We start from the raw sequence: 24,462 nt of genomic DNA, 5'->3' as shown, positions 1-24,462 counted from the left end.
ACTGGGAACCAGTGCTACGGCTACCAGTTCCGGATGTCCCGGCACGGTTAGCGGGGTGACGGCGCGTACGGCCGTTGCCGAGTTCACCCCCTCCGGCGAGGCCGGCCCGGTCCGGACGGCCCGGCTCACACGTAACGCGGACGGCTGGACACTGACGCTCACCGGGGCCGGCGACCGGCTGGACCTGCTGATCGAAGCGGAGGGTCGGACGGTCGCCGAGGAGCCGTCCCGGCCGCGGTGAGCGGAGGCTGGCCCGGTGCCGGCTCCCTCGCGGTGGAAGTGGTCTTCCTGCAGACCCCGCACCGGCTGGCGCTGACCTGCTCCCCGGCGGACCGCACGCTCACCGGCACTGGCGGACACAGCCGCTCCACGGCGGCCGGCGGCTCACGTCCCTGTGCGCGCCGGGCGGCTCAGTCCGAGGCGGGCCGGAACGTCTTGAGGAAGGTGCGCAGCGCCTCCTGGTTGTCGCGGTCCTCCCAGTCGGCGTGCGGGGTCGTCCAGCGCAGCGAGAAGCTCCGGCCCCCGCCCAGCAGGAAGCCCCGGCCGAAGGTGTGCACCCGGGTGCCGTCGACGTCCGCCGTCCACTCCATGTCGGCGGCCTCGCGCCCCTGGTACGTCGTGGCGCGGATCGCGCCGATCCGCCGGTAGCCGTCGGACCGCTTCAGGTGCGGTTCGACGTCTTCCCGCCACACGGCCACCGGGTCGGGGCCCACGCGCGCGCTGTACGTGACGGCCAGCGTGCGGTCGTCACCGTCGGCGCCGAAGACGACCCGGTACGCCAGATCGCCCTGCCGGTCGGTGTCAAGCCGCTTCCAGTCCTCGGGGAGGGCGAGAGAGAAGCCCTCCGATGCCTGGTAGCGGTCGAAACCGGGCGGCAGGGCCGTGGCCGGGGCGGACGGTGTGGGGGTGCGCGTGGGGGACGGGGACGGCGGGGTGGGCGTGGGGGAGGGGGAAGGGGACCCGGTCGGGCTGGGTGTCCCGGACGGCTCGGGGCTGTCCGCGCCGGTGCTCTGGCCCTGCGACGCGGCGGAGGCCGGCGGCCGGGCCGGCGACTCGGCCGCGTCGCTGCCCGAGTCGGTGCCCGGCAGCCCCTGGGTCGCGGCGAGGACGGCGACCGCGACGGTGACGACGGCCAGGGCGGTCGCCGCCACCACGGTCCGTCTGCTCCAGGCCGGGCCCCCGGGACGCACGGTGGCGTACGCGCCGCGCGGCCGCGGGGCCGGCACCGCGGCAGCGGCCGCGTCGGGGTCCCCGCGGAGCGCACGGGTCAGCGCCTCCCGGACCACCGGGCGGGTCAGCCGCTCCCGGGAGTCCTTGCGGAGCAGCCCCTGCACGACCTGCGTCAGCGGCCCGGCGCGCACCGGCGTGCGCAGCGGCAGCCGGTCCACGGCCCTCAGGGTGTTCTCCGGACGTCCCCGGTCCCGGAAGGGCGGACGTCCCTCGACCATCGTGTAGAGGATCGCGCCCAGCGCCCACAGGTCGGCCGTGGGGCCGATGCGCTGGTCACGGGCCTGCTCAGGGGAGGCGTAGGCGGGGGCCGTGAGGCGGGGTGCGAGGGTAGCGCCGACCAGGCCGTAGCCGGTGACGACGACCGAGTGGTCCTCGCGGACGAACACCTGGCCCGGACTGAGCTCGCCGTGGGTGATGCCCTCCGCGTGCGCGGCGTCCAGCACGTCGAGCAGTTCCAGGGCGATGCGCGCGGCCCGCACGTAGTCGAATGTGCCCTGCTCCGAGAGGAGTTCACCGAGGGGGGTGCCGTCGATCCACTCGTTGACCGTCCACAGGGCGCCGGCCTCCTCGACGGCGTCGACGACCGGAGCGATCCGGCCGGGGCACATCAGAGCCATGCTCTCGGAGGTGCGCAACAGGCGGGAGGCGGCCCGGCGTTCGGTCTCGAACCGGTCCTCCGGGAGCCCGATCTGAGTGACCAGACACGGGAGGGAGACATCGCCGGCGCCGATGTCTTCGGCGTACCAGCAGATCCGATTGGTCTCGCGCTGGATGATCTCGAGCAGCCGGTACCGGCCGGCGACCAACTGGTGTGTGGAGACGTGCGCCCTGCCCATGGCCATCCCTCGCTGGAAACCTGGCTCTCACCTTTTCCATAAGTACGGGGAGTGAGGCGGCCTGTGTTCAACCGGATCACAACTCCGAGGTCCTGTCTCTTGTTCAAGGGGCGGGGGCAAGTGCGCGAGAGAAAGCCGTCTTTCGCGGACTCGGGTGCGGCTCACCTCGGAAGCACGGGCCGCCCCCGGCACCCGGAAATTTCGCCCGACGCCCCGCACGGTTTCGCCAATTCCCGTCCGGCCTGGTGGTAACCGGCGGTAAATGCGGAGGGGGTCGCGCTGAACTCCGCATCCTTCCGATGAATTGGGCGACGCATTGCCCGGGGCGGCCGGATCCTCAGCGCGGACGGAAGCGTTTCGACCAGGCGATCATGTCTCCCGTGGTCGCGTTGCCCCCGCACACCACCAGCCCGAGCCGGGCTCCGTCGCCGACCCGCTCCAGGACCTGCCGGGCGGCGGGCAGCAGCAGCGCCCGGAGTTCGCCGACGGCCCCCGCCGCCGGCGGCACGCCCGTGAGCTTCCGTCCCGACGGCGGCGCTGTGCCGCCGCGCCTCGGCCAGGGGCCCGTCGCACACACCCGGGTGGAAACCCAAGCCCCGGCCGCAGGGACCAGGGCTTCACCTGCCGCCGATCAAGACATCGCCGGAACGGACCGCGTTGCCTGCGAGGCGCGCATCACCTGACGGGAGCTCAGTGCTGCCCGGCCTTCTGCGGTGTCGCCTCACTCGGCCGCACGACGACGTAGCCCTCTCCCTGCAACATCAGTTGCACCGCCTCGCCCGAGCCGCCGCGCAGCATCGAGCCGATGGACTGGGAGCGGTGCAGGGAGGTCTGCAGTCCCGCGGTCCAGCCGACGATCGCGTCCGTGTCGACGTACACCGGGTACTGCGGCGAGACCGGGATGACCAGCGGGCTGCCCTCGCAGACCAGCCCCAGCCTGCCCTGCCCGGTGAAGACGCTGTTGAACAGGCCGCCGCCGGTGATGCCCGCTCCCTTCACGGTGGCGATCCGGTACGACAACGTGGCGTCGAAGCACAGGACGTTGCGGCCGTTGACCGTGAACTCGTCGCCGTGTTCGACGTCGACGATGAAGCAGTTCTGCGCCTCGTGCGCGAACCACGCCTCGCCCTGTCCGCGCACCGCCATCAGCGGGAGTCCCTCCCCGGTGACGGCGCGCTTGAGCATGCCGCCCACGCCCTGGCCCTTGCGCTCGAACTGGAGGTTGCCGCGGTAGGAGATCATCGCGCCCTGCCGCGCGAGCATCTCGCCGTTCACCGTGTACCGGATGCACTTGGCGTTCTCGATCGTCATGCCCGGCGCTGCGGCCGGCTGCACCATGTGCTCGCTGGAAAAGAGGTCACCCTTCATACCGGCATCCTCGCCCGGAGTCTCTCGCTCCGCCAAGATCGCCCCGGAGGCCGGGAGGGGAGTGCGGTGGTGTGGTGTCAACCGCCGAAGAGCTGTGTCCAGTACGTGCCCGCCCGGCCGCCGCCGGCGAACCCGATGCCGATGTGGGTGAAGCCGGGGTCGAGGATGTTGGCGCGGTGGCCGGGGCTGTTGATCCAGCCCTCCACGACTTCGGCCGGGGAGCGCTGGCCGCAGGCTATGTTCTCGCCGATGGAACGGCGGGTGGAGCCCGCGGCGGCGGCCCGGTCCCAGGGCCGGCTGCCGTCGGGCGCGGTGTGCGCGTAGAAGGCGCGGGCCACCATGTCCGTGCTGTGCGCCTGCGCGGCGGAGGTGAGCAGCGGGTCGACGGTCAGCGGGAGCAGTCCCGCCCGTGCGCGCTCCCGGTTGGTGAGATCGGTGACGGCCTCCGCCGTGCCGGCCAGCCCGTCCGGTGTGAAGGGCCTGGCCCACAACGCGGTCCAGTAGGTGTCGCCGGAGCGGGCGTCGTGGACGTGGGCCAGGCCGGTGTGGGTGAACGCCGGGTCGCGCACGGTACGACGGGACCCCTCCGTCCGCAGGCAGTACGCGACGAACTCCTCGACCGTACGCGGCCCGGACACCAGGTGCTCGCCGATGGAGAGATACGCGTACCCGCCGTCGACGACGCGCTGGTAGACGGAGACAGCGTCGCGGGTCTCGACGCCCAGGCGCCCCGACGCGGCCATGGCGGCGGCGTGCTCCCCAGCCGCCGCCACGAGACGGGCGTCCAGGGAGACCTGCGGTGCACCGGCCGCGGTCCGCGCCGAGTCGACCAGGGGGAGGAAGCCGTCGGGGTCGGGCGCGGAGGGCGTGACGGGCGGCGGGCCGGGGGAGCGGGAGGAGGGGACCCCCGATGGCAACGCCGGCGGCCGGGCCCGGTCCGGCCGGGTCGCGGACGGATCGTCCACGACGTCGACGCCGAAGTCCCGCGCGAGCCCGGCCAGTCCGTCCGCGTACCCCTGGCCCAAGGCGCGCAGCTTCCAGCGGTCGCCGCGCCGGTACAACTCTGCGAGCAGGAGCACCGTCTGCCCATCGGGGTGCGCAGGCGTGAACCGGGCGAGTCGGCGGCCACTTTCGTCGGTGACGTCGAGCGTGGGAGAGGAAAGGCGGCCGAGGGCGATCCCCGGCTCGGACGGGCTGACGGCGACGGTCACCCGGGTGGCGCCGGTACGCAGGTTCGCCGGTTCCACGGTGAGCGTGTCGCCGCGCAGCCGGGCTCCCGGCGCCGTGGGCTGGTTGTAGAAGACGAAGTCGCCGTCGTCCCGGACCTTTCCTCCGTCGTCCGTGACCAGGGCGGACACGTCGAACGGTCCGGGCACCCGGACGGTCACCGCACCGCCCGGCAACGCCAGGTTGCCCCCGGGGACCAACTCGCACATCACGCCGCCCTGTTGTCGTCGTACCGCCCGTCCGTGGAACGGCCCCGCCGGCTGGGAGGTTCCCGCGTCCGCCCGTGCCGTTGACGGAGGTGTCGCGATGGCCGTGAAGATGCACCGGCCGTCCCGGCCGCCGGACACCGGGAACATCGTCACCGGCCGGGACGGCTGATCAAGGGCACCGCCTTCCACCTCGTCGACATGCACGAGGTGGACCAGGGCCGCCTCCCCGGCGTCGGCGTGCGCGGCGGGTTCGTCCTGCGCCGGCGGTGACGGCAGGCCCGTCGAGGCCACCGTGGGCAGCGTAGGCGCCCGCACCACTACCGTGTCGTGTGCCGGGACGACGCGCGGGTCCGCCTCGCACCCGGCGGCTCCGTGACCCTGCGGAACCTCGCACCGTGAGACCGCCTGTACGCGACCGACCGGCCGAAGGAGCGCCGACGATGCCCCGCACCGCACGCCCACGCGGACGTGCCGCCCTGGCCGCCCTCTCCTGCTGCGTCGCGCTGGGCTGCGGGACCGGCACGGTGCCCCGAGGCGACCAGCCCGCCCCGCCTTCCGGCGCACCGACGGGATCCGGGTACGGCGTGGTCACCTGGGCCGCCTCCGCCGACCGCGTCGGGGAGGCGGTCGACGGGCGCAGCTACCGACTGGTGGTGCACACCAGCGTCGGCGGCAGCGGTCTCAGGGTGCGGCTCTCCAACGCCTTCGGCGACCAGCCGGTGACCTTCGGCAGTGTCCACGCCGGCCTGCGACGGGACGGGGCGGCACTCGTCCCCGGCAGCAACCGGCGCCTGACCTTCGGCGGCGCCCGCACCGTCACCGTCCCGGCCGGCGGCATCGTCTACAGCGACCCGCTGCCCGGCCACGTCCCCGCCGCGAGCACGCTCGCCGTCAGCCTCCACGTCGACCGGGCGGGCGGCACGCTCACCGGGCACTGGATGGCGATGCAGACCTCGTACACCACCGACGGCGACCACACCGCGGAGGAGAGCGCGGCCAACTGGAAGCAGCGGACCGGCTCCTGGCTGTACCTCGACGCCGTCACCGTACGGCCCCGCGAGGCGACGGGTGCGGTGGCCGCCCTGGGCGACTCCATCACCGACGGCTGGCAGTCCACGACCGACCTCAACCGCCGCTGGCCCGACTACCTCGCCCGCCGTCTGGCCGAGTCACCCGCCGGCACGGTCGAGGGCGTGGCCAACGAAGGCATCGCCGGCAACAAGGTCCTCACCGACGGCCCCGGGCAGAGCGCCCTGAACCGCCTCCGCAGGGACGTGCTCTCGCTGCCGGGCGTGCGCACGGTGTTCCTCTTCCAGGGCGTCAACGACATCAAGGCCGAGCAGGGTGCCACGGCCGCCGAGCTGATCGCCGGGTACCGCACGCTGATCGACCGGGCGCACGCGGACGGGAAATGTGTCGTCGGCGCCACGATCGGCCCCTTCAAGGGCTGGCCGGAATGGGACCCCGCCGGGGAGGCGGTACGCCGGCAGGTCAACGCCTTCGTCCGCGGCAGCGGCGAGTTCGACGCGGTCACCGACTTCGACCGCGTCCTGCGCAGCCCCTCCGACCCCGAGCGGATCCTCCCGGCCTTCGACGGCGGCGACCATCTCCACCCCAACGACAAGGGGATGCGGGCGATGGCCGACGCCGTCGACCTGAAGGGCCTCGACTGCCCGAACGGCAGCGAGTGAAGGCGGCTGGGCCGCCGGGCAGGTCAGGCGGTCACCCGGAGGCCGACGGTTCCGGGGTGATCAGGCCCTCGCGGTAGGCGACCGCCACAGCCTCGCCGCGGCTCGACACGCCCAGCTTGGCGAGGATGTTGGAGACATGGACGCTCGCCGTCTTGCCGCTGATGAACAGCTCCTCGCCGATCTGCCGGTTGCTGCGACCGAGGGCGAGCAGCCGCAGCACCTCCTGCTCACGGGCGGTGAGCACGGCCGCGCGGCCGTCCGCGCGCGCCGTCGGCGCCGGACGGCCGCGGCGGATCAGCGCGTCCACCTGCTCCCGCAGCGGCACCGCACCGAGCCGTTCGGCGGTCTCCCGCACCGCGCCGGCCTCGGCCACCGCTTCCTCCCGGCGCCCGGCCGCGACCAGGGCCTGGGCGTACCGCAGCCGGCACCGCGTCCGCTCGTACACGTCGCCGTAGCCGAACGCCGCCACCGCCTCCGCCCAGGCCTCCGCGTCCGGCGCCGAAACGGCCCGGACGTACTCGGCCTCGGCGCGGGCCAGCCAGGCGTGTCCCTCGGGGCCCTGGGGGACCCCGCCCTCGCCGTGGGTGGCGATGGCCCGCGCGAGTTCCACGAGTTCGGCCGCGGTGTCCGTCCAGCGGCGAGCCCCGGACTCGTCCCCGGCCAGACGCAGCCGGACGGCCGCGTCGGCCACCGCCGACAACGCCAGGGCGGCGAGCCGGACCGTCACGTCCGGGCGGGTGCCCGTCTCGTCGGTGAGGGCCGTGACCGTGGACCGCAGCCACCGCACCGCGTCCTCCGGGTCATGGCGCAGCGCCGCGGCGTCGGTGAGCACGATGCCCGCGACCAGGGTGGCCATCCAGTCGAAGGGCCCCTCCAGCAGGGCACGCGCCCGGTCGGCGGCCGTGAGGTCGCCGCGGGCCAGCGCCACGTACAGCGCGGGGCCGACCGTGTACCCGCCGGCGGTCGGCAGCACCTCGGCATCGGCCTCCGCCGCGCGCACGCACTCGTCCCAGCGGCCCAGCACATGCAACACCAGCAGCCGCAGGTACCGCATCTCCAGCGGGTACGGCGACGACAGCAGCCCGGCGCGCCGCGCCCGGTCCAGGCCCTCCGTCAGCCAGGGCACGCACTCCGCCAGCTCCCCGTTCTCGTAGCAGCCCAAGGCGAGGTTGAACAGGGCCCGCAGCTCCACCGCCGCGTTGCCCGAACGCGCGGCCAGTGTGCGGGCCTTCAGCAGCCGCTCCCTGCCCTCCGCGCCGCGCCGCCCGCCCGCGTCGAAGCCGGCCAGGGAGATCAGCAGGTCCGCCTGCGCGTCGGTCACCCGCAGCCGCTCGGCCACGTCCAGCGCCCGGCGGATCACCTTCAGCGCGGTGTCGTTCTCCCCGACATAGCGCGCTGCCATGGCATGCGTGGCCGCCGCCCACACCCACGTCGGCGACGGAGGCTCCTCCGGGATCATCGCCAGGGCCTCGCTGCTGTAGGCGAACGCCGCCGTCAGGCTGTCCACGCTCAGCAGGTTCCCGGCGAGGGTGTAGCGGACCCGCGCGGCGAGTTCGGAGTCGGCGTCCTGACCGAGTTCCGCCAGTGCGGACCGGGTGAGCGAGACCGCCCGGTGCAGCTCCCCGGCGTGCGCGGCCGCCGCCGAGGCACGCAGGGTCAGCGTCACCCGGCCCACCCCCGCACCCGTCGGCCGCGCCTCGGGCCCCACGGCCGGCCACAGGTCCAGGGCCGCTTCGAGATGCCGCTGCTCCTCGGCCGGCGCACCGACCCGCTGGGCATGGTCGGCGGCCTCCAGCGAGGCGGCCAGCGCCTCGGCCAGGTCGTGGCTCTCCCGGTAGTGGTGCGCCCGCTCGGCGGCACTCTCGGCGAGACGCCCGCGCCCGGCGAGCAGCCGCGCGAACGCCCCGTGCAGCCGGGCCCGCTCCCCGGGCAGCAGATCGGCGTAGACGGCCTCGCGGGCCAGGGCGTGCCGGAAGGAGTAGGTGTCGTCGTCCCCGGCGACGAGCAACTGCCGCCCCACCGCCTCACGCAGCGCCGACTCCAACTCCGCCTCGGGCAGGGCGACCGCATCCCGCAACAGATCGTGTTCGACACGGCGCCCGGCGACGGCGGCGGTCCGCAGCACCTGCTGCGCGGTGTCGGAGAGCTGCTCGAAGCGGATCAGCAGCACATCGGCGAGCCCGCTGGGCACTCCACCGGACCCGGTGTCGGTGGCCGCGAGCAACTCCTCCGCGTAGAAGGCGTTCCCCTCGGCCCGTTCCACGATCCGCCGGACCGTGGCGTCCGGCAGCGGCCGGCGCTCCAGGGCCCGCACCAGCCGGTCCACGTCGGAGTCGGCCAGCGGCCGCAGTTCCAGCCGCTCGACGGCGGGCAGCCGTATCAGCTCCGCGAGCAGCGGCCGCAGGGGGTGCCGGCGGTGCAGGTCGTCGCTCCGGTACGAGGCGAACACCGCGAGCCGCCGCCGCAGCACACCCCGGCCGAGCAGGAACCGCAGCAGATCCCGCGACGACTGGTCGGCCCAGTGGAGATCCTCCAGCACCAGCAGCAGCGGGGCGAGGTCGGCCACGTCGGCCAGCAGTCCCGCCATCGCCTCGAACAGCCGCAACCGCCCGTCCACGTCCCGCACGGAATCGGTCCCGGCGCCCAGCAGCCGCTCGACGACGGGGTGAGCGGCCAGAGCACCCCCGAACCGCTCGTCGGCGGCGAGCACCCCCAGAACCTCGGTGAACGGCAGATAGGGCAGCCCGACGTCCCCGAGATCCACACAATGCCCGGTGACCACGGTCATCCCCGCGTCGGCGGCCCGCTCCCCGACCTCGTCCAGCAGCCGCGTCTTGCCGACGCCGGCGTCGCCCGCGAGGAGCACGGCCCGGGCCTCACCCTCGCGCGCACGTTCCAGCACCTCGGAGAGCCGGGTGAGTTCGGGATCCCTCCCGACAACCGGCGTGACAGATGAAGCCTGGGGCACAGGATTACCTTCTCTTCTCAGGGGTGCGGGGCTGGGCAAGCCCCGGGCTCCTGGGCCCGCAATACCTTGGCCCAGTCCGCCGGCACCCGCCCCGCCGGTCCCGGCGCAGGCTGATCGTCCGGACGACTCAGCGGCGCGGCCAACTCGGGCCCACCCTCGTACAGCTCGTCCGTCTCATGGTTCCAGTACCAGCTCTCGCCCGGTTCGAAGCTCTGCACGAAGGGGTGCCCGGTCTCTCCCGCGTACACCCCGCGCTGGGAGGTCCGGGTCACCTCCACGTCGTCCCCGCCGACCCGGCGGTGGAGCACGACCGTGCCCTCGATCACCACAGCGCCCCGATCTCCTGGGGGTCACACGGCACCGACTGCCCGCTCATGACTGCTCCAGATACCAATGGACGAGCATCACGGCCATGGCTCCCTCTCCGACGGCGGAGGCGACGCGCTTGGCGGACTCCGAGCGGGCGTCTCCCGCCACGAACACGCCGGGCACGTTGGTCTCCAGGTGGTACGGCGGCCGGTCAGCTCCCAGCCCTCCGGCGCACGGCCGCCGGCGGTCAGGTCGGGCCCGGCGAGGATGAACCCGCGCTCGCGCAGCACCGTGCCGTGGCAGCCGCCGCCCCTCCGGCTCGTCGGAGGAGTACCAGCGGTGCGGCACCTGGTTGCGGGCCAGGAACTCCCGTACGTCGGATGAGCGCGCCGACCAGCGGTGCCCCACCACCTTCGTGGCGGGCACGGGCCGGAAGTCGCTGGACCGCCACGCCTGGAGCAGGTCGTCCAGGACCGGGTACAGCGATCCGGTACGACGCGCCGTACCGCCGCCTCAGGTCCCGGGCCACGGCCCGGGAGACACCCGGGTCGTCTTCCACGGTCATGATGACGGTCCGCGCCGCAACGGCGGCCTGTGCCATACGTCCCCCACACCGGGCGGTCGACTCACGGCACGGCGCCCCGGGGCACCGCGCCGGCCTCCGCCCATCGTATGTTCGATCGCCGCGGTGCGCCCCGATACGGAGATCGGCTCCGGCGGGCTCACCTGCGCCCAGCCCAAGGTCGTGCGGACCGGGTAGTGAAGACTGAGCGGCACGCAGTGACCATGACACAAGGAGGCAGCCGGATGACACGCCCGATCACCGCAGGGGTCGACGGATCGCAGGAGAGCCTCGCGGCCCTCGCCTGGGCGGCCCGGGAGGCGGTGCGGCGCGATCGGCCGCTGCGCGTGGTGCATGCCTGGCGGCTCCAGCCTCAGGAGGCGCTCGCAGCGGGGATCGAGGGAGACGCGGACAGCCAGGCCGAGTGGGTGCACAGCGCGGTGACCGAGGCCGTCGGGACCGTCACCGAACGGCACCCGGGCCTGGAGGTGACCACCGACGTCGTGGAGGGTACGGCCGTCGGCACTCTGATCGCGGCCGCCGCCGGCGCCGAACTGCTGGTGCTCGGCTCGCGCGGCCACGGGCCGATCGTCGGTTTCCTGCTCGGCTCGGTCGGCCAGCAGGTCATCGCCGAGGCCGCCTGCCCCGTCGTGCTCGTCCGGGCCGGGGACCAGCCCTCGGTCGAGGCCGCCGGGCGGGAGGTCGTCGTGGGTCAGCAGGGTGAGCCGGAGGACAGCGCCGACGCGCTGCGGTTCGCGTTCGAGACGGCTGCCGCGCGCGGGGCGACCGTGCGTGTCGTACGGGCCTGGACCCTGCCGCCCGTGTTCGCCTACAGCCCGGGCTCTTTGAAGCTCCTCGACGAGGCCGGGGGACTGGAGCCGTTCGAGAAGAAGGCGCTGGCCGCCGCGGTCCGGCCGTGGCGGGAGCGTTTCCCCGACGTGGCGGTGGAGGAGCATGTCGAAATGGGCAGCGCCGGGCAGGTGCTGCTGTCGGTGGCCGGGACGGCCCAGCTGATGGTCGTCGGCCGGCGGGCCCACCGTACGGCCGTGGGCGCCCGCATCGGCTCGGTGGCGCACGGGGTGCTGCACCACGCGGACTGCCCGGTGGCCGTGGTCCCGCACGCCTGACGGCGGCTGTGGCTCAGTCCGCCGTCGGCTGAAGCGTCTTGCGGGCCTTGGGGAGGATGTTCTTGATGTAGTCCTCGACGGCCGTTTCGATGCCGATGTCGTGCTGGGCCCGCTCGGACATGTACCAGCGGTGTTCGAGGAGCTGGTGGTAGATCTCGGCCGGGTCCATGGAACCGCGCAGTTCGGGCGGGACCGCCCGCACGGTCGGCCGGAACACCTCCCGCACCCAGCGGTGGGCCAGCACCTCCGGGCGGGCACCGAGCGGGTCGCCCGGGGCGTAGTCGTCCTGGGTCGCCATCCAGCTCTCCAGGTCGTTGAGCAGCCGCCGGGCCTGGTTCTCCTCGGTGTCCAGCCCGGTCAGGCGCAGCAGCTGGCGCTGGTGGTGGCCCGCGTCGACGACCTTGGGCACGAAGGTGACCGTGTCGCCGTTCGAGGCGTGCTCGATCTGCATCTCGGCCACGTCGAACCCGAGTTCGTTCAGGCGGCGGATCCGGCGCTCGATGTAGTGGTACTTGCCGGCCGGGTAGACGGACGTGCGGGTCAGTTCGTCCCACAGGCCGCGGTAGCGGGCGCAGATCTCCATGCCGAACTCGACCGGGTCCACGGACGGGTGCAGCGCCCCGGACGCCTCCAGGTCCAGCAGCTCCCCGCTGATGTTCACGCGGGCGAGGTCGAGGTCGTACTCGCGCTGCCCGGAGCTGAGCCGCGGATGCAGGTCACCGGTCTCGGCGTCCACCAGATACGCGGCGTAGGCGCCCGCGTCGCGGCGGAAGAGGGTGTTGGACAGCGAGCAGTCGCCCCAGGCGAACCCGGCCAGGTGCAGCCGCACCAGCAGCACGGCGAGCGCGTCCATCAGCCGGTGCATGGTGGCCGGGCGCATGGTCGTCTCGAACATCGAGCGGTACGGCATCGAGCCGCCCAGGTGCCGGGTGATCAGCACGCTCTCCAGCGGGGTGCCGTCCGCGTCGGTACGGCCGGTGACCACGGCCAGCGGGTCCACCGCCGGGATGCCGATCCGGTCCAGGTCGCGCAGCAGCCCGTACTCGCGCTGCGCGGGCCGCTCGGCCAGCTCCTTGACGGCGATCACCTCGTCGCCGGCCCGGGAGTAGCGCACCACGTGGCGGGAGATACCCCGCGGAAGCGGCACGAGGTACTCCTCCGGCCACTCCTCCAGGGGCAGGTCCCACGGCAGTTCCAGCAGAAGCGCGGGATGCTCCGGGTTGGTCGCGCTGATCTGAAGTGCCATGAGCCGGGTGTCCTTGTCTCGCCGCTGATCGTCACCTCAGATTAGAGGGCGCGCTCCCGGGCCCGGTGTGCGGCGTCCTGCAACGAGCCGCGGTGGACCGGACCGTGCCCGGGCAGCAGCAGTTCGCCCTCCAGCTCCGCGAGGACCTCCAGGGAGGCCACGGCGCGCGGGCGCTCGCGGTGGAACATGTCCGGCAGCAGTTGCGGCCCCTCGACCCGCGAGGTGGGATGCCCGCTGACCAGGGCGTCACCGGAGACGAGCACGCCGGTGCCCGGCAGGTGGTAGGCGCAGTGCCCGTCGGTGTGGCCCGGCGTGTGCACCGGAACGGGCCGCCCGGGCAGGTCCAGGGGGCCCGACGCCGGGAAGGGCTCGGGGGCCGTGACCGGGTTGTGCGCGGTGCCGCCGGAGCGCAGCGCGTGTACGGCCCACGGCAGCACCCCGGGGCGCCAGCCGTTCTTCAGTACCGTCCCGATGGACACTTGGTGCAGGAACTCCCGGCGCGCGTGCGGCGCTTCGGCCTCGTGCAGGTACACGGGTGTGCCGTACCTGGCGCGCAGGTACTCGGCGGACCCCAGGTGGTCGTTGTGCGCGTGCGTGATCAGCACCGCCGCGACCGCCTCCGGTGAGCTTCCCACCTGAGCGAGCGAGGCGAGGAGCCGCTCCCGGTCGCCTGGGTAGCCGGTGTCGATGAGCGTGACGGCGTCCCCCTCCGTGAGGATCACCCAGTTGGTGTTGGAGCCGTGCACCAGGTAGGTGCCGTCCGCGACGTGGTGTACGTCTGCCTTCATGATCGCCCCGCGTTGGTGTGGTCCCGGCCCGACGAAGAGAAGGAAAGCAGACGCCACGACGGGTGGAATGGCCGGGTCCGCCTCAACGGACCGGCGGGGCATGGCCGTTCGGGTTCAGTGCACGCCTTTTGGGCTCAGTGCACGCCGTGCGGGCGGAACTGGATGCTGATGCGCGGCTCCGTCGCGCGGGTGCTCTTGGGTACGGAGTGCTCCCAGGTGCGCTGGCAGGAGCCGCCCATCACGATGAGGTCGCCGTGGCCCAGTGGCCGGCGCACGGTGTCGCGACCGCCCCGCATCGGGCGCAGCAGCAGGTCGCGCGGTGCTCCCACCGACAGGATGGCCACCATCGTGTCCTCGCGTGCCCCGCGTCCGATCCGGTCGCCGTGCCAGGCCACGCTGTCCCGGCCGTCGCGGTAGTAGCACAGCCCGGCCGTGGTGAACGGCTCGCCCAGTTCCTCGCCGTAGTGGGCGCTCAACGCACCACGCGCCTCGGCCAGGACCGGGTGCGGCAGCGGGTCCTCGGCGCCGTAGAAGGCGAGCAGCCGGGGGACCTCGACGACGTGGTCGTACATCGTGCGCCGCTCCGCCCGCCACGGCACCTCGGCGGCCAGCAGTTCGAACAGCACGTCGGAGCCGCTGAGCCACCCGGGCAGGACGTCGAGCCAGGCGCCGAAACCGAGGTCGGTACGGCTGATCCCGTCGAGAGGCCCGAGCCGCAGCTCGTCCGTCTGGTCGAAGAGAGAGCCCTGGAGGTGCATGGGCCCAGCGTACCTCGTAATCGAAAGCTTGTTCCATGACATGAGGGGCTTTCGATACATCGCTGTATCGAATACAGTCGCGTATCGAAAGGGGGCAGGGCATGGCGGAGGGAACGACCGGGCGGGTGACCAGGCGCCGTGTCCGTACCCGGGCCAACCTTTTGGACGCGGCGTTCTCCGTGTTCGCGGCCAAGGGCTTCGGGCACGTCTCGATCGAGGAGGTCTGCGAGGCCGCCGGCTACAGCAGAGGCGCCTTCTACTCCAACTTCTCCAGCCTGGACGAGCTGTTCTTCGCCCTCTACCAGGAGCGGGCCGAGCTGATCGCGGAGCAGGTCTCCGGGGCCCTCGCCCTCGACGGACCCGACCTCGACGTGCCGGCCGCCGTGGACCGCGTCACCGACGTGCTTCTCCTCGACCGGGACTGGCTCCTGGTGAAGACGGACTTCCTCGTGCACGCGGCCCGTGACCCGGAGGTGGCGCGGAGCCTGCTGGAGCACCGGGCGCGGCTGCGGCAGGCGATCGCCGACCGGCTCGCCCGGGCCCGCGGGCACACCGCCCTGCCCGCCGTGCTGGGCGACACCGGCGGCGCCGCCCACGCCGTGGTCGCGGCCTACGACGGCGTCACCACCCAACTGCTGCTGGACCGGGACGTCGAGCACGCCCGCGCCTGGCTGAAGCAACTGCTCACGGCCCTGCTGACCGATGGCAGCGGCATCCCCGACCACGCGAAGAACTGAAGAAGGGAACGGTCGCCATGGACGCCGATGTCATCGTCGTCGGAGCGGGCCTCGCCGGTCTGGTCGCGGCACACGAACTGACCAGCAGGGGCAGGAGGGTGGCCCTCGTCGACCAGGAGAACGCCGCCAACCTCGGCGGCCAGGCGTTCTGGTCCTTCGGCGGGCTGTTCCTCGTCGACTCCCCGGAGCAGCGCCGCCTGGGCATCAAGGACTCCTTCGACCTCGCCTGGAGCGACTGGCGGGGCAGCGCGGGCTTCGACCGGCTGGACGACGAGGACTCCTGGGCCGTGCGCTGGGCGCGCGCCTACGTCGAGTTCGCCGCGGGGGAGAAGCGGTCCTGGCTCGGCGGCCACGGCATCTCGTTCTTGCCCACCGTCGGCTGGGCCGAGCGCGGCGACCTCACCGCGCACGGGCACGGCAACACCGTGCCCCGCTTCCACATCGCCTGGGGCACCGGCACCGGCGTCGTCGAACCGTTCGTCCGGTACGCCGGACAGGCCGCCCGCGACGGCCTGCTCACCTTCCACCACCGCCACCGCGTCGACGCCCTGGTCGTCGAGGGCGGCACCGCCCGCGGCGTACGCGGCACGGTCCTGGCCGAGGACCGCTCACCGCGCGGCGTCGCCTCCAGCCGCGAGGCGATCGGCGAGTTCGAACTCACCGCCCAGGCCGTCGTCGTCACCAGCGGCGGCATCGGCGCCGACCACGACATCGTCCGCCGCTACTGGCCCGAGCGTCTCGGCACCCCGCCCAAGGAGATGGTCACCGGCGTCCCCGCCTACGTCGACGGCCGGATGCTCGACATCAGCGCCGAGGCGGGCGTGCGGCTGGTCAACCGGGACCGTATGTGGCACTACACCGAAGGCCTGCAGAACTGGGACCCGATCTGGCCCGGCCACGGCATCCGCATCCTGCCCGGACCGTCCTCCATGTGGTTCGACGCCCTCGGCCGCCGCCTGCCCGGCCCGTACCTGCCCGGCTACGACACCCTCGGCACCCTGAAGCACCTGCGCACCACCGAGGACATCGCCGGTTACGACCACTCCTGGTTCATCCTCAGCCAGAAGATCCTCGAGAAGGAGTTCGCGCTGTCGGGCTCCGAGCAGAACCCCGACATCACCGCCAAGGACCGGGCCGGGTTCCTCAAGGAACGGATCCTCGGCAAGGGCGCGCCCGGACCGGTCGACGCGTTCCTGCGCAAGGGCGCCGACTTCGTGACCGCGCCCGGCATCGAGCGGCTCGTCGAGAAGATGAACCAGCTGACCGACAAGCCCCTCCTCGACGCGGCCGGGATCCGCCGCCAGATCGAGGCCCGCGACCTGCAGATCGCCAACCCCTACGCCAAGGACGCCCAGGTGCAGGGCATCCGCAACGCCCGCCGCTACATCGGTGACCGCCTCGGCCGGGTCGCCACCCCGCACCGCATCCTCGACCCGGCCGCCGGCCCGCTGATCGGCGTCAAGCTGCACATCCTCACCCGCAAGACCCTCGGCGGCATCCAGACCGACCTCGACTCGCGTGCCCTCGGAACCGACGGCAATCCGGTCGAGGGCCTGTACGCGGCCGGGGAGGTCGCCGGATTCGGCGGCGGAGGCGTCCACGGCTACAACGCGCTCGAGGGCACCTTCCTCGGCGGCTGCCTCTTCTCCGGCCGGGCGGCGGGCCGGGCGGCGGCGAAGCAGACGGCCTGACCAGCCGGGACGGCTCGTCTCCTCACGCCAGGGGGGCGGGCCGGGCCGGTGGTGGAGCTCCGCTCCGGCCGGCGGGACGGGACGGCCGGTGCCCTCAGGGCTGGAGGAGGCGGGCCAGCACCGCGGCGTGGCTCTCCTCGGGCGTCTTCGACGCGGTCAGCAGCGTCACATCCCCCTCGCGGACCAGTTCCCGCACGCCGTCGAGGGCCTCGGCCGCCTCGCCGGCCGCCAGCTCCGCCTCGTACCGCTCGGCGAACTCCTCGTACGAGCCCTCGCCCGCGTGGTACCAGCGTCGAAGCTCCGTCGACGGGGTGATCGCCTTCGGCCACTCGTCGACCCGCGCCGCGTCCTTCGCCAGTCCGCGCGGCCACAGCCGGTCGACCAGGACGCGCACCCCGTCCTCCGGCTCGGCGGGATCGTAGATTCGGCGCACGCGAACGCTCATGGCCGGGCCCTCTCCGCGGCGGTACGGGTGTGTGCCGCGAGCCTGACCCCGCCCGGGCGCCGGCACCGCCGGGGTGCAGAACGGTCGATTCCGCTCGCGCCGGGCGGGTACTCCGTCCGCCTGACAGCGCCGAGGGAGGAGGTCACGACATGAGTGCAACGGACGACCTGCCGGTCGTGCGCACACTCGCCGAACTCACCGGACTGGTCGCACGGCATGAGGGCCTGTACGTCCGCTGGTCGCGCGGCCCGCGTACCGATCTCCGTGACGTCTCCAGCAAGGACGACCTGACGGGCGTGCAGTTGCCCGGCCTGTCAGCCAACTCGCTCGACGTCGAGGAATGGTGGGAGGACCGGCCGGTCGAGCTGTGGGTGGCGCGCCGCCTGCACGACTACGCCCATCTGCCGCACGAGAAGGGCCCCGGTGTGCAGCCCTGGGTGCTCGCGGGCGAGGAGGCCGCCCGCGGACCGGACAACGAACCTCTGGTCACCGACGTCCGGCCGATGTGCTGGATCGACCAGCAGGTGATCGACGAAGCGAAGGCGCAGGTGGCCCGGCAGGAGAGCCCCTGGGGGACGCTGCGGCGCAGCTAGGGCCCGTCGTCCCGGATCACGGCGCGGACGTGGGGTCAGGCACGCGCGTGCCGGACTCGAAGTGGTGCCGCCGATGCCCTGAGGGGTCCTTGCACTGTGCCCGCCCGGGTCGCGTGGTCTGGCACCGCGCCTCGTCGCGTTGCCGAAGCGCCCGGGTAGCTCCGCTCCCCGGGACTCCGGCGCCTTGCGATGAACGGCACCGGACCACGCGACCTGTGATCGGACGGTCATAGTGCAAGGACCCCCAGGCCTGATCCAGAGGACGGGCCCGCCCCCCCGGGCGGGCCCGTCGGTCAGCCTGAGCGGCGGCGTGCGGCCGCGCGCCGCTTCAGCGCACGGCGTTCGTCCTCGCTCGTCCCGCCCCACACGCCGATGGACTGCCCCGTGTCCAACGCCCACTGCAGGCACTCCTCCTGCACCGGGCAGCGACGGCACACCGCCTTGGCCTGCTCCGTCTGCATCAGTGCCGGACCGGAGGTGCCGATCGGGAAGAAGAGCTCGGGGTCCTCGTGCCGACAGGCAGAGTGGTCTCGCCAGTTGTCCATCGAAGTCACCTGCATCGCAGTAGAAACGTGCCCTTTCGGATGCTCACTCCTTTTCGGGTCACCTGTCGATGCGTGGTGAAACAGGGCTTTCCCGACGGCCGTTCACTGCTCGCGCATGCCCCAGGGGGATCCGTAGGCCGTCAGCAGGTCCAGGAACGGGCGGGCCGGGAAGGCCTCCGGGCCGAGGACACCCGTGCCGGACCATGCGCCCGTGGCGAGGAGTTCGAGCGCGACCACGGGGTTCACGGCGGTCTGCCACACCACGGCCTGCGAACCGTACTCCGCCATGCACCACTGGTTGTCGACCACGTGGTACAGGTACACTTCGCGCGGCTCGCCGTCCTTCACGCCTCGCACCCACGTGCCCGCACAGGTCTTGCCGTGCATCCGCTCGCCCAGGGTCGCCGGGTCGGGCAGGCACGCGGCGACCACGTCCCGCGGCGAGACGGCGACCGGACCGTCCGGTCCCGGCACCGTCACCGGGTCGGTGCGGTCCAGGCCCAGCAGGTGCAGTGTCTTCAGCGTGTCGATGAACTCCCGGCCCAGGCCGTACTTGAAGGTCACCCGGCGCGCGTCGACCCAGCGCGGCACGAGCAGCACCTCCTCGTGCTCCACGTTCACGCACTCGACCGGGCCGATGCCCTCGGGAAAGTCGAACACCTCGGGTTCGCTGAAGGGCTCGGTGGTGAACCAGCCCCGGCCGCTCTCGTAGACGACCGGCGGGTTGAGGCACTCCTCGATCGTGGTCCAGATGCTGAAGGACGGGGCGAAGGCGTAGCCGTCGACGGTCAGATTCGCGCCGTCGCGGACGCCGATCTCCTCGATCTCGTCGAAGAGTTCGTCGGCGGCGTACCGGGCGAACACGTCCGACAGGCCCGGCTCCACGCCCATCCCGACGAGGGCCAGCAGGCCTTCCTTCTCCCAGTCGGCCGCCTGCTCGAACTGCTCGTCGCCGAGCTTGATCCCGCACTCCCGGTACGGCCGCTCGGCGTGCGGGCGCGACAGTGACATGGCCATGTCGAGATAGGCGGCGCCCGCGGCGCGGGCCGCGCGGAACAGGGGCATCACGAAGCGGGGATCGGCGGCATTGAGGAGGACGTCGCAGCGGTGCCAGGCGAGCAGCCGGGCCACGGCCGCCTCGTCGCCCGCGTCCACCTGTTCCGCCGTGAAGCGGGCGTCACCGAGCGCCGCGACCGCCGCCTCCGCCCGGTCCGGGTCGTAGTCGGCCACCACCATGGCTTCGAAGAACGGCCGCCGGGCCGCGATCCGGGTGATCGCACCGCCCACACCACCGGCACCCACGAGCAGTACACGCATGACAGAAAACTCCCTATTCGCGAAGAACGTGACGCGCCTTGGGAGAGATGCAACGCCGCCCCGTGCCGTAAGGTCAATGGTGTTGGCATAAGTACCGGGAAGGAGGGGACCGTCGTGCCCAAACCCTTGGTGCCCGAGGAGAAACGCCGTCGGCGCAGGCCCACGAGGAGCGGCACCGTGCTGTCGGAGGAACTGATCGTCGAGACCGCGCTGCGCATGCTGCGCGAACACGGCAGCGCGGGGCTGACCGCCCGCCGGCTGGGCCTCGCCCTGGACGCCGACCCGAGCACGCTCTACCGGTACTTCCGGGGCATGGACGACCTCACGCTCGCCATCGGCGACGCCCTGATCGGCCAGGCCCTCGACGGCTGGCGGCGCACGGGGGAGTGGCGGGGGGATCTGCGCTCCTTCGGGCTGCGCGTCCACGCCGCGTACGTCGAGCATCCGCAGGCGGCGGTGCTCACCGCGAGCCGGGTCTCGGGCCGGGCCCACGAACTCGCGGCCGACGAGGCCGTACTGGACGTCCTGCGCACCGCCGGTTTCCCGCTGCCGGAGGCAGTGCGTGTCTATCACGCCTTCATCGACGCCACGCTGGGCCTGGCCGCGCTCGACGCCGCCTCGCTGGCCCTGCCCAGCGACTCGCTCCACGCCGACGAGGAGATGTGGCGCTCGACGTACGCCCGGCTGCCCGCCGCCACGCATCCCCGGATCGCCGAGGCGGCGCCCCTGCTCGCCACCCGCATGGTCACCAGCGCCTACCCCACGGTCCTGGAGATGCTGCTGGACAGCGCGGCGGCCCGGCTGGACGTGCTCCGGACGTAGGCCCTCAGGTCCGCAACGCCTCCGCCGCGGTCGCCGTCACCGTCTGCGCCACCTGTGCGAGCGCCGGCGAGTCGAGCTTCCACTGCTGCCAGTACAGCGGCACGTCGGCCGTCCGGTCAGGGGCGATGCCGACGAGCCGCCCCTCGCGCAGCAAGGGCTCGGCCTGGGCTTCCGGAACCAGGCCCCAGCCCAGCCCGGCGGCGACCGCCTCGGCGAAACCCGCCGAGCTCGGCACGTAGTGCCGCAGCGCGCTCGCGCCGCTGCGCCCCCGGGTGAGGCGGCGGACGAAGCCGTCCTGGAAGTCGTCGCGCCGGTCGAAGACCACCACAGGCGCCTCGAGCAGCGCCTCTGCCGGCGGCCCGCCCAGGTGACGCGCGGCGAAACCCGGCGCGGCCACGGGGAGGTAGCGCATACGACCGAGTGACCGTACCGAGCAGCCCGGCACCGGGTCAGGCGACGAGGTCACCGCGGCCATCACCACCCCCTCCCGCAGCAGCGCCGCCGTGTGGTCCTCGTCCTCTCGGCGCAGCTCGAAGCAGAGCCGCAGCTCCTCGGGCACGCGTGTGAGGACCGGCAGGAACCAGGTGGCCAGCGAGTCCGCGTTCACCGCGACCGACACCCGGGTCGGCTCCCCGCTGCCGCTGAGCCCGAGTTCCGCGTACGCGTCGCGCTCCAGCCGCGCCACCTGGCGGGCCAGCCGCACCAGCACCTCGCCCGACTCGGTCGGCCGCACCGGCTTGGTCCGCAGCAGCAGCACCCGCCCCGTGCGCTGCTCCAGCGCCTTCACCCGCTGGCTGACCGCGGACGGCGTCACATGCAGCGCTGCGGCGGCCGCGTCGAACGTCCCCTCGTCCACGACGGCGAGCAGGGTCCGCACCTGGTCCAGCGGGAGATCAGTCATCATCACGTGTGCTGATGATACGTAAGAATCTTTAGCTGGACCGGAACCGAACCCGTCCCTAGCGTCGACGACATGACCAGCACCTTCACCGCCGCGGCCGCGGGTTTCGGCACCGGCCTGTCCCTCATCGTCGCCATCGGAGCCCAGAACGCCTTCGTCCTGCGCCAGGGAATCCGTCGCCAGGCCGTCCTCGCCGTCGTCGGTATCTGCGCCCTGTCCGACGCCTTGCTCATCGCGCTCGGCGTCGGGGGTGTCGGTGCCTTGGTGGTGTCCTGGCCGGGCGCGCTGAGGGCGGTCGGCTGGATCGGTGGCGCGTTCCTGCTGTGCTACGGCGTCCTGGCCGCCCGGCGCGTCTTCCGTCCGGACGGCTCCGCGCTGCGCACGGACGGGGAGGCGGCCGGCACCGTGCGCCGGGCCGTGCTCACGTGCCTGGCGATGACCTGGCTCAATCCGCACGTCTACCTCGACACCGTGTTCCTCCTCGGCTCCGTCGCCGCCGACCACGGCCCGCTGCGCTGGACGTTCGGCCTCGGAGCCGTCCTGGCCAGCCTGTGCTGGTTCACCGCCCTCGGTTTCGGTGCCCGGATGCTCGGCCGGTTCCTCGCCGAGCCCGCCGCCTGGCGCGTCCTGGACGGCCTGGTGGCCGCCACCATGATCGTGCTGGGGGCCGTGCTCATCGCCGGAAGCTGAGACCTCGCCGCGGTGCGCTCGACGGCTGCACGGCACCGCCGGCTCCGCCTTCGGCCCCCGCACCGCCGTCGCGGGCGGCGGACTGCTGGTCGTCGCCGTGATGCTGGTCCTGGCGGCCGCCGTGCCGGCGCTGCGGCGCTACCGCGTCCGATGCCTCACAGGACGCCTCGCCGGTGCAGTGTGTACTGCTCCATGAGCTTGCCCCGGGTCATCTCCAGCCGGTGCGCGAGCACCTCGGCGACGTTGCGGACCAGCGTCAGCCCGAGCTGCGGGTCCTCCTCGCACAGTTCCAGCACGGCCCGCGCGTCGAACTCGTAGGCCCGCACCGGACTGAAGGCCACCGCGCCGAAGTCCCAGGTGTACGGCGGGAACAACCAGGACCAGCCGAGCAGGTCACCCGCGCCGAGGCTGGCCACGGTCACCCGCTGCAGGGAGTTCACCTGCTGGTCCAGGGAGACCGCGCCGGAGCGGATGACCCAGAAGCGGTCGGCCGGGCCGTCCGCCTCGAAGATCCGGGCGTCCTCGGGGAAGGACACCTCCCGGGCGAGCGCCATCAGGCGCTGCCGCTGGGGCGGGGGCAGGGCGGTCAGGAGTTTGATCGCTTTGGTCATGAGGCGGAGCTCCTCGCCGGGCGGTCGACTGCGGTGCTGTGCTGTCCCTACGCCCATTTCAGCCGCTGGCTCGGCCTCGGGCACCTCGGCGTCGGCGACTTCTTGCGCCCGGCCGCTCCGGCCGTCGCACGGCACGCCTCCGGGCATGAAAAAGCCCTGGCTGGACGGGGGAGACCAGCCAGGGCCGTATGCGGTGACGCGCGAAGGACAGCGGGTCGACTTCGGCACCACGTATGAGTGAACGATAAACCATCCCCGGCACGCCTGCGTACCGGAAACCGGGACGCGTGACCTGTTTCACTCCAGGGCGCTACGCGCTCTCGTCGAGCACCCGGACCGTCTCCAGGCCGGGGTCCGCGGCGTCGGGCAGGTGCATGCCCGCGGCCAGTCCCGTGCGCAGGTACGCCAGTACCGGCTCGGTGAGCCGCTCGCCCGGGAGAACCGCCGGAATCCACGGCGGGTACGGCGTGATCATCTCCGCCGCGATCCGCCCGGCCGCCTCGCCCACGGACACGTTCTCGGCCGGGCCGAAGAACGCGTCACGCGGCAGGACCGCCTGCTCCATCCGCAGCTCGGCGGGCGGCGGCACGTCCACCCGCGGTGCCCGGGGCAGGTCCCGGGCGACCCGTGCGAGGTCGCGCAGCGTCTCCAGCAACTCCCCGGTGGTGTCCCGGTCGTCGCCGTGGGTGATCTGCGCGCCGATGCGGCGGTGGTCCACGAGATGCGCGTCGATGTTCCGGTGCTTGCGCAGCCAGTCCGCCGCCTGGAAGCCGGTGATCCCTAGACCGGTGAGGTCGATGACGCCGGGCAGTGGGTCGAGGTCGTCGGACAGGCCCGGGCCGCAGAAGTCCTCCCGGCCGTTGACATGCAGCCCGTCGATCTCCTCGATGTCCGCCCGGACCTCGGCCGCGAGCTCCAGCGCACCGCCCATGAGTTCCTTGCCGCGCAGCGCCATCTGCCGCCGCCAGCCGTCCAAGGCCGCGTAGATCAGCACCGACGGGCTGGTGGTGCCCAGCAGGTCGGCGCGCATGCCCAGCAGCTCCGGCGGGACGAGGTCGCCCTGAAGATGGAAGACGGAGCCCTGCTCCAGGCCGCTGCCCATCTTGTGGATGCTGGTCACGCAGATGTCCGCACCCGCGTCCATCGCCCAGACGGAAGATCCGGGTGGAACGGCAGATGAGCGCCCCACGCCTCGTCCACGATCAGCGGCCGCGAACGCCGGTGACAGACGTCGGCGACCGCCCGCAGGTCCACGCAGGCGCCGTACGGCGTGGGCCTCGTGACCAGCGCGCCGCGTGCGTCCGGATGCGCCTCGAAGGCCCGGTCGAACTCCTCGGCGGAAGGGGGGTGGGCCAGGTGCCGCTCCGCGTCCCAGCGGGGTTCGACCCAGACGGGCTCGATACCGGAGATGATCAGGCCCGACACCACCGACTTGTGGGCGTCCCGCCCGATCAGCAGCTTCTCGTGCGGACCCGCGACCGACAGCATCGCGGCCTTCACCGACAGGGAACTGCCGCACGTGCTGAAGAACGTGTGCTCGGCGTGCACCGCGTCGGCCATCAGCTCCTGGGCCCGTTGCAGCACCCGGCCCCGGGTGAGCCGGTCGTCCAGACCGCCCGAGGCCAGCACGTCCCCGGGGAACACCGCGTCCCCGAGGACCTCCCGCACCGCCGGGTCGGCGCCGCGGGCCTGCTTGTGCCCCGGGGGCGTGAACGACAGATGCCCCTTCCTGCGGTACGCGTCCAGGGCTTCCAGAACTGGTGCACGGGTGTGGTCGGCTGTCATGTACAC

General features: G+C 73.0%; 22 protein-coding genes and 3 pseudogenes. 9 read left to right on the top strand and 16 right to left on the bottom strand.

Annotated features, from left to right (window positions below; genetic code table 11):
- Positions 1-55 precede the first annotated feature (55 nt).
- Positions 56-241 (top strand): hypothetical protein, encoded by a 186-nt coding sequence (locus ACWD1U_RS22475; protein ID WP_451109912.1) that lies wholly within the window; start codon positions 56-58, stop codon positions 239-241.
- Positions 242-410: 169 nt separating this feature from the next.
- On the opposite strand, the gene ACWD1U_RS22470 is transcribed toward ACWD1U_RS22475, so the two are convergent.
- From ACWD1U_RS22470 to ACWD1U_RS22455, 4 genes are all read right to left on the bottom strand, one after another.
- Positions 411-2,066, bottom strand: coding sequence for a serine/threonine protein kinase (locus tag ACWD1U_RS22470; RefSeq protein ID WP_451109910.1), 1,656 nt, complete (start codon positions 2,064-2,066; stop codon positions 411-413).
- A 337-nt stretch (positions 2,067-2,403) separates the two neighbouring features.
- Positions 2,404-2,574: a hypothetical protein gene (locus ACWD1U_RS22465; RefSeq protein ID WP_451110229.1), complete on the bottom strand. Its 171-nt coding sequence runs from the start codon at positions 2,572-2,574 to the stop codon at positions 2,404-2,406.
- Positions 2,575-2,756: 182 nt separating this feature from the next.
- Positions 2,757-3,434: an AIM24 family protein gene (locus ACWD1U_RS22460; protein ID WP_451109909.1), complete on the bottom strand. Its 678-nt coding sequence runs from the start codon at positions 3,432-3,434 to the stop codon at positions 2,757-2,759.
- A gap of 77 nt (positions 3,435-3,511) precedes the next feature.
- Positions 3,512-4,870: a CAP domain-containing protein gene (locus ACWD1U_RS22455; RefSeq protein ID WP_451110211.1), complete on the bottom strand. Its 1,359-nt coding sequence runs from the start codon at positions 4,868-4,870 to the stop codon at positions 3,512-3,514.
- Between the two features lie 440 nt (positions 4,871-5,310).
- Between ACWD1U_RS22455 and ACWD1U_RS22450 the strand changes: the two genes are divergently transcribed.
- On the top strand, positions 5,311-6,561 hold the full coding sequence (locus ACWD1U_RS22450; RefSeq protein WP_451109907.1) for an SGNH/GDSL hydrolase family protein: 1,251 nt from the start codon (positions 5,311-5,313) through the stop codon (positions 6,559-6,561).
- Between the two features lie 31 nt (positions 6,562-6,592).
- Here ACWD1U_RS22450 and ACWD1U_RS22445 read toward each other — a convergent pair whose 3' ends face one another.
- The 3 genes and pseudogenes from ACWD1U_RS22445 to ACWD1U_RS22435 all read right to left on the bottom strand — a co-directional run.
- A complete protein-coding gene (locus ACWD1U_RS22445; protein ID WP_451109905.1) occupies positions 6,593-9,529 on the bottom strand; it encodes a helix-turn-helix transcriptional regulator in 2,937 nt (978 codons plus the stop codon).
- 17 nt (positions 9,530-9,546) lie between these two features.
- Complete coding sequence (locus tag ACWD1U_RS22440) at positions 9,547-9,807, bottom strand: hypothetical protein (protein ID WP_451110209.1); 261 nt, start codon at positions 9,805-9,807, stop codon at positions 9,547-9,549.
- A 94-nt stretch (positions 9,808-9,901) separates the two neighbouring features.
- A pseudogene (locus ACWD1U_RS22435) lies at positions 9,902-10,134 on the bottom strand (fused response regulator/thioredoxin-disulfide reductase); the annotation flags it as partial.
- A gap of 511 nt (positions 10,135-10,645) precedes the next feature.
- On the opposite strand from ACWD1U_RS22435, the gene ACWD1U_RS22430 reads away from it, so the two are divergent.
- On the top strand, positions 10,646-11,527 hold the full coding sequence (locus ACWD1U_RS22430) for a universal stress protein (protein ID WP_451109903.1): 882 nt from the start codon (positions 10,646-10,648) through the stop codon (positions 11,525-11,527).
- A 13-nt stretch (positions 11,528-11,540) separates the two neighbouring features.
- On the opposite strand, the gene ACWD1U_RS22425 is transcribed toward ACWD1U_RS22430, so the two are convergent.
- From ACWD1U_RS22425 to ACWD1U_RS22415, 3 genes are all read right to left on the bottom strand, one after another.
- Positions 11,541-12,773: a DUF4032 domain-containing protein gene (locus tag ACWD1U_RS22425; RefSeq protein WP_451109901.1), complete on the bottom strand. Its 1,233-nt coding sequence runs from the start codon at positions 12,771-12,773 to the stop codon at positions 11,541-11,543.
- Between the two features lie 41 nt (positions 12,774-12,814).
- The gene (locus ACWD1U_RS22420; RefSeq protein ID WP_451109900.1) at positions 12,815-13,561 is read right to left on the bottom strand and encodes an MBL fold metallo-hydrolase; all 747 of its coding nucleotides are present in this window, start codon (positions 13,559-13,561) and stop codon (positions 12,815-12,817) included.
- A 134-nt stretch (positions 13,562-13,695) separates the two neighbouring features.
- Complete coding sequence (locus tag ACWD1U_RS22415; RefSeq protein WP_451109898.1) at positions 13,696-14,319, bottom strand: alpha-ketoglutarate-dependent dioxygenase AlkB; 624 nt, start codon at positions 14,317-14,319, stop codon at positions 13,696-13,698.
- Between the two features lie 101 nt (positions 14,320-14,420).
- On the opposite strand from ACWD1U_RS22415, the gene ACWD1U_RS22410 reads away from it, so the two are divergent.
- Both ACWD1U_RS22410 and ACWD1U_RS22405 read left to right on the top strand, forming a co-directional pair.
- Positions 14,421-15,056 (top strand): TetR/AcrR family transcriptional regulator, encoded by a 636-nt coding sequence (locus ACWD1U_RS22410; protein WP_451109897.1) that lies wholly within the window; start codon positions 14,421-14,423, stop codon positions 15,054-15,056.
- 17 nt (positions 15,057-15,073) lie between these two features.
- Complete coding sequence (locus ACWD1U_RS22405) at positions 15,074-16,747, top strand: FAD-binding dehydrogenase (RefSeq protein WP_451109895.1); 1,674 nt, start codon at positions 15,074-15,076, stop codon at positions 16,745-16,747.
- A gap of 94 nt (positions 16,748-16,841) precedes the next feature.
- Here ACWD1U_RS22405 and ACWD1U_RS22400 read toward each other — a convergent pair whose 3' ends face one another.
- Positions 16,842-17,192 (bottom strand): DUF488 domain-containing protein, encoded by a 351-nt coding sequence (locus ACWD1U_RS22400; protein ID WP_451109893.1) that lies wholly within the window; start codon positions 17,190-17,192, stop codon positions 16,842-16,844.
- A 149-nt stretch (positions 17,193-17,341) separates the two neighbouring features.
- Here ACWD1U_RS22400 and ACWD1U_RS22395 point away from each other — a divergent pair, with 149 nt between their 5' ends.
- Positions 17,342-17,785, top strand: a complete 444-nt coding sequence (locus ACWD1U_RS22395; protein ID WP_451109891.1) for a DUF6098 family protein — start codon at positions 17,342-17,344, stop codon at positions 17,783-17,785.
- Between the two features lie 293 nt (positions 17,786-18,078).
- Here the strand turns inward: ACWD1U_RS22395 and ACWD1U_RS22390 are convergent, their stop codons facing one another.
- Positions 18,079-18,330 (bottom strand): WhiB family transcriptional regulator, encoded by a 252-nt coding sequence (locus ACWD1U_RS22390; protein ID WP_451109890.1) that lies wholly within the window; start codon positions 18,328-18,330, stop codon positions 18,079-18,081.
- 102 nt (positions 18,331-18,432) lie between these two features.
- Positions 18,433-19,647, bottom strand: coding sequence for a saccharopine dehydrogenase family protein (locus tag ACWD1U_RS22385; RefSeq protein WP_451109889.1), 1,215 nt, complete (start codon positions 19,645-19,647; stop codon positions 18,433-18,435).
- Between the two features lie 114 nt (positions 19,648-19,761).
- Between ACWD1U_RS22385 and ACWD1U_RS22380 the strand changes: the two genes are divergently transcribed.
- Positions 19,762-20,469: a TetR/AcrR family transcriptional regulator gene (locus ACWD1U_RS22380; protein WP_451109887.1), complete on the top strand. Its 708-nt coding sequence runs from the start codon at positions 19,762-19,764 to the stop codon at positions 20,467-20,469.
- Between the two features lie 4 nt (positions 20,470-20,473).
- On the opposite strand, the gene ACWD1U_RS22375 is transcribed toward ACWD1U_RS22380, so the two are convergent.
- Positions 20,474-21,373 carry a LysR family transcriptional regulator ArgP gene (locus ACWD1U_RS22375; RefSeq protein ID WP_451110207.1) on the bottom strand — a complete coding sequence of 300 codons (900 nt, stop codon included), beginning with the start codon at positions 21,371-21,373 and terminating at the stop codon, positions 20,474-20,476.
- A 69-nt stretch (positions 21,374-21,442) separates the two neighbouring features.
- Here ACWD1U_RS22375 and ACWD1U_RS22370 point away from each other — a divergent pair, with 69 nt between their 5' ends.
- Together ACWD1U_RS22370 and ACWD1U_RS22365 are read left to right on the top strand one after the other, a co-directional pair.
- On the top strand, positions 21,443-22,060 hold the full coding sequence (locus ACWD1U_RS22370; RefSeq protein WP_451109886.1) for a LysE/ArgO family amino acid transporter: 618 nt from the start codon (positions 21,443-21,445) through the stop codon (positions 22,058-22,060).
- Between the two features lie 7 nt (positions 22,061-22,067).
- Positions 22,068-22,256 (top strand): annotated as a pseudogene (locus tag ACWD1U_RS22365) (hypothetical protein); the annotation flags it as partial.
- Here ACWD1U_RS22365 and ACWD1U_RS22360 read toward each other — a convergent pair.
- The gene (locus tag ACWD1U_RS22360; protein ID WP_451109884.1) at positions 22,216-22,671 is read right to left on the bottom strand and encodes a cyclic nucleotide-binding domain-containing protein; all 456 of its coding nucleotides are present in this window, start codon (positions 22,669-22,671) and stop codon (positions 22,216-22,218) included. The pseudogene ACWD1U_RS22365 and the gene ACWD1U_RS22360 sit on opposite strands and share 41 nt — an antisense overlap.
- Positions 22,672-22,981: 310 nt before the next feature.
- A pseudogene (locus ACWD1U_RS22355) lies at positions 22,982-24,456 on the bottom strand (aminotransferase class I/II-fold pyridoxal phosphate-dependent enzyme).
- Positions 24,457-24,462: the final 6 nt, after the last annotated feature.

The organism is Streptomyces sp. NPDC002788 (assembly GCF_053592115.1).
This window is presented reverse-complemented; position numbering and strand designations above follow the sequence as displayed.

Coding starts and splice junctions, on each gene's coding strand:
- ACWD1U_RS22470 (WP_451109910.1), bottom strand. CDS start 2,066: ATGGGCAGGGCGCACGTCTCCACACACCAGTTGGTCGCCGGCCGGTAC.
- ACWD1U_RS22460 (WP_451109909.1), bottom strand. CDS start 3,434: ATGAAGGGTGACCTCTTTTCCAGCGAGCACATGGTGCAGCCGGCCGCA.
- ACWD1U_RS22455 (WP_451110211.1), bottom strand. CDS start 4,870: ATGTGCGAGTTGGTCCCCGGGGGCAACCTGGCGTTGCCGGGCGGTGCG.
- ACWD1U_RS22450 (WP_451109907.1), top strand. CDS start 5,311: ATGCCCCGCACCGCACGCCCACGCGGACGTGCCGCCCTGGCCGCCCTC.
- ACWD1U_RS22430 (WP_451109903.1), top strand. CDS start 10,646: ATGACACGCCCGATCACCGCAGGGGTCGACGGATCGCAGGAGAGCCTC.
- ACWD1U_RS22425 (WP_451109901.1), bottom strand. CDS start 12,773: ATGGCACTTCAGATCAGCGCGACCAACCCGGAGCATCCCGCGCTTCTG.
- ACWD1U_RS22420 (WP_451109900.1), bottom strand. CDS start 13,561: ATGAAGGCAGACGTACACCACGTCGCGGACGGCACCTACCTGGTGCAC.
- ACWD1U_RS22415 (WP_451109898.1), bottom strand. CDS start 14,319: ATGCACCTCCAGGGCTCTCTCTTCGACCAGACGGACGAGCTGCGGCTC.
- ACWD1U_RS22410 (WP_451109897.1), top strand. CDS start 14,421: ATGGCGGAGGGAACGACCGGGCGGGTGACCAGGCGCCGTGTCCGTACC.
- ACWD1U_RS22405 (WP_451109895.1), top strand. CDS start 15,074: ATGGACGCCGATGTCATCGTCGTCGGAGCGGGCCTCGCCGGTCTGGTC.
- ACWD1U_RS22400 (WP_451109893.1), bottom strand. CDS start 17,192: ATGAGCGTTCGCGTGCGCCGAATCTACGATCCCGCCGAGCCGGAGGAC.
- ACWD1U_RS22395 (WP_451109891.1), top strand. CDS start 17,342: ATGAGTGCAACGGACGACCTGCCGGTCGTGCGCACACTCGCCGAACTC.
- ACWD1U_RS22390 (WP_451109890.1), bottom strand. CDS start 18,330: ATGGACAACTGGCGAGACCACTCTGCCTGTCGGCACGAGGACCCCGAG.
- ACWD1U_RS22385 (WP_451109889.1), bottom strand. CDS start 19,647: ATGCGTGTACTGCTCGTGGGTGCCGGTGGTGTGGGCGGTGCGATCACC.
- ACWD1U_RS22375 (WP_451110207.1), bottom strand. CDS start 21,373: ATGATGACTGATCTCCCGCTGGACCAGGTGCGGACCCTGCTCGCCGTC.
- ACWD1U_RS22370 (WP_451109886.1), top strand. CDS start 21,443: ATGACCAGCACCTTCACCGCCGCGGCCGCGGGTTTCGGCACCGGCCTG.
- ACWD1U_RS22360 (WP_451109884.1), bottom strand. CDS start 22,671: ATGACCAAAGCGATCAAACTCCTGACCGCCCTGCCCCCGCCCCAGCGG.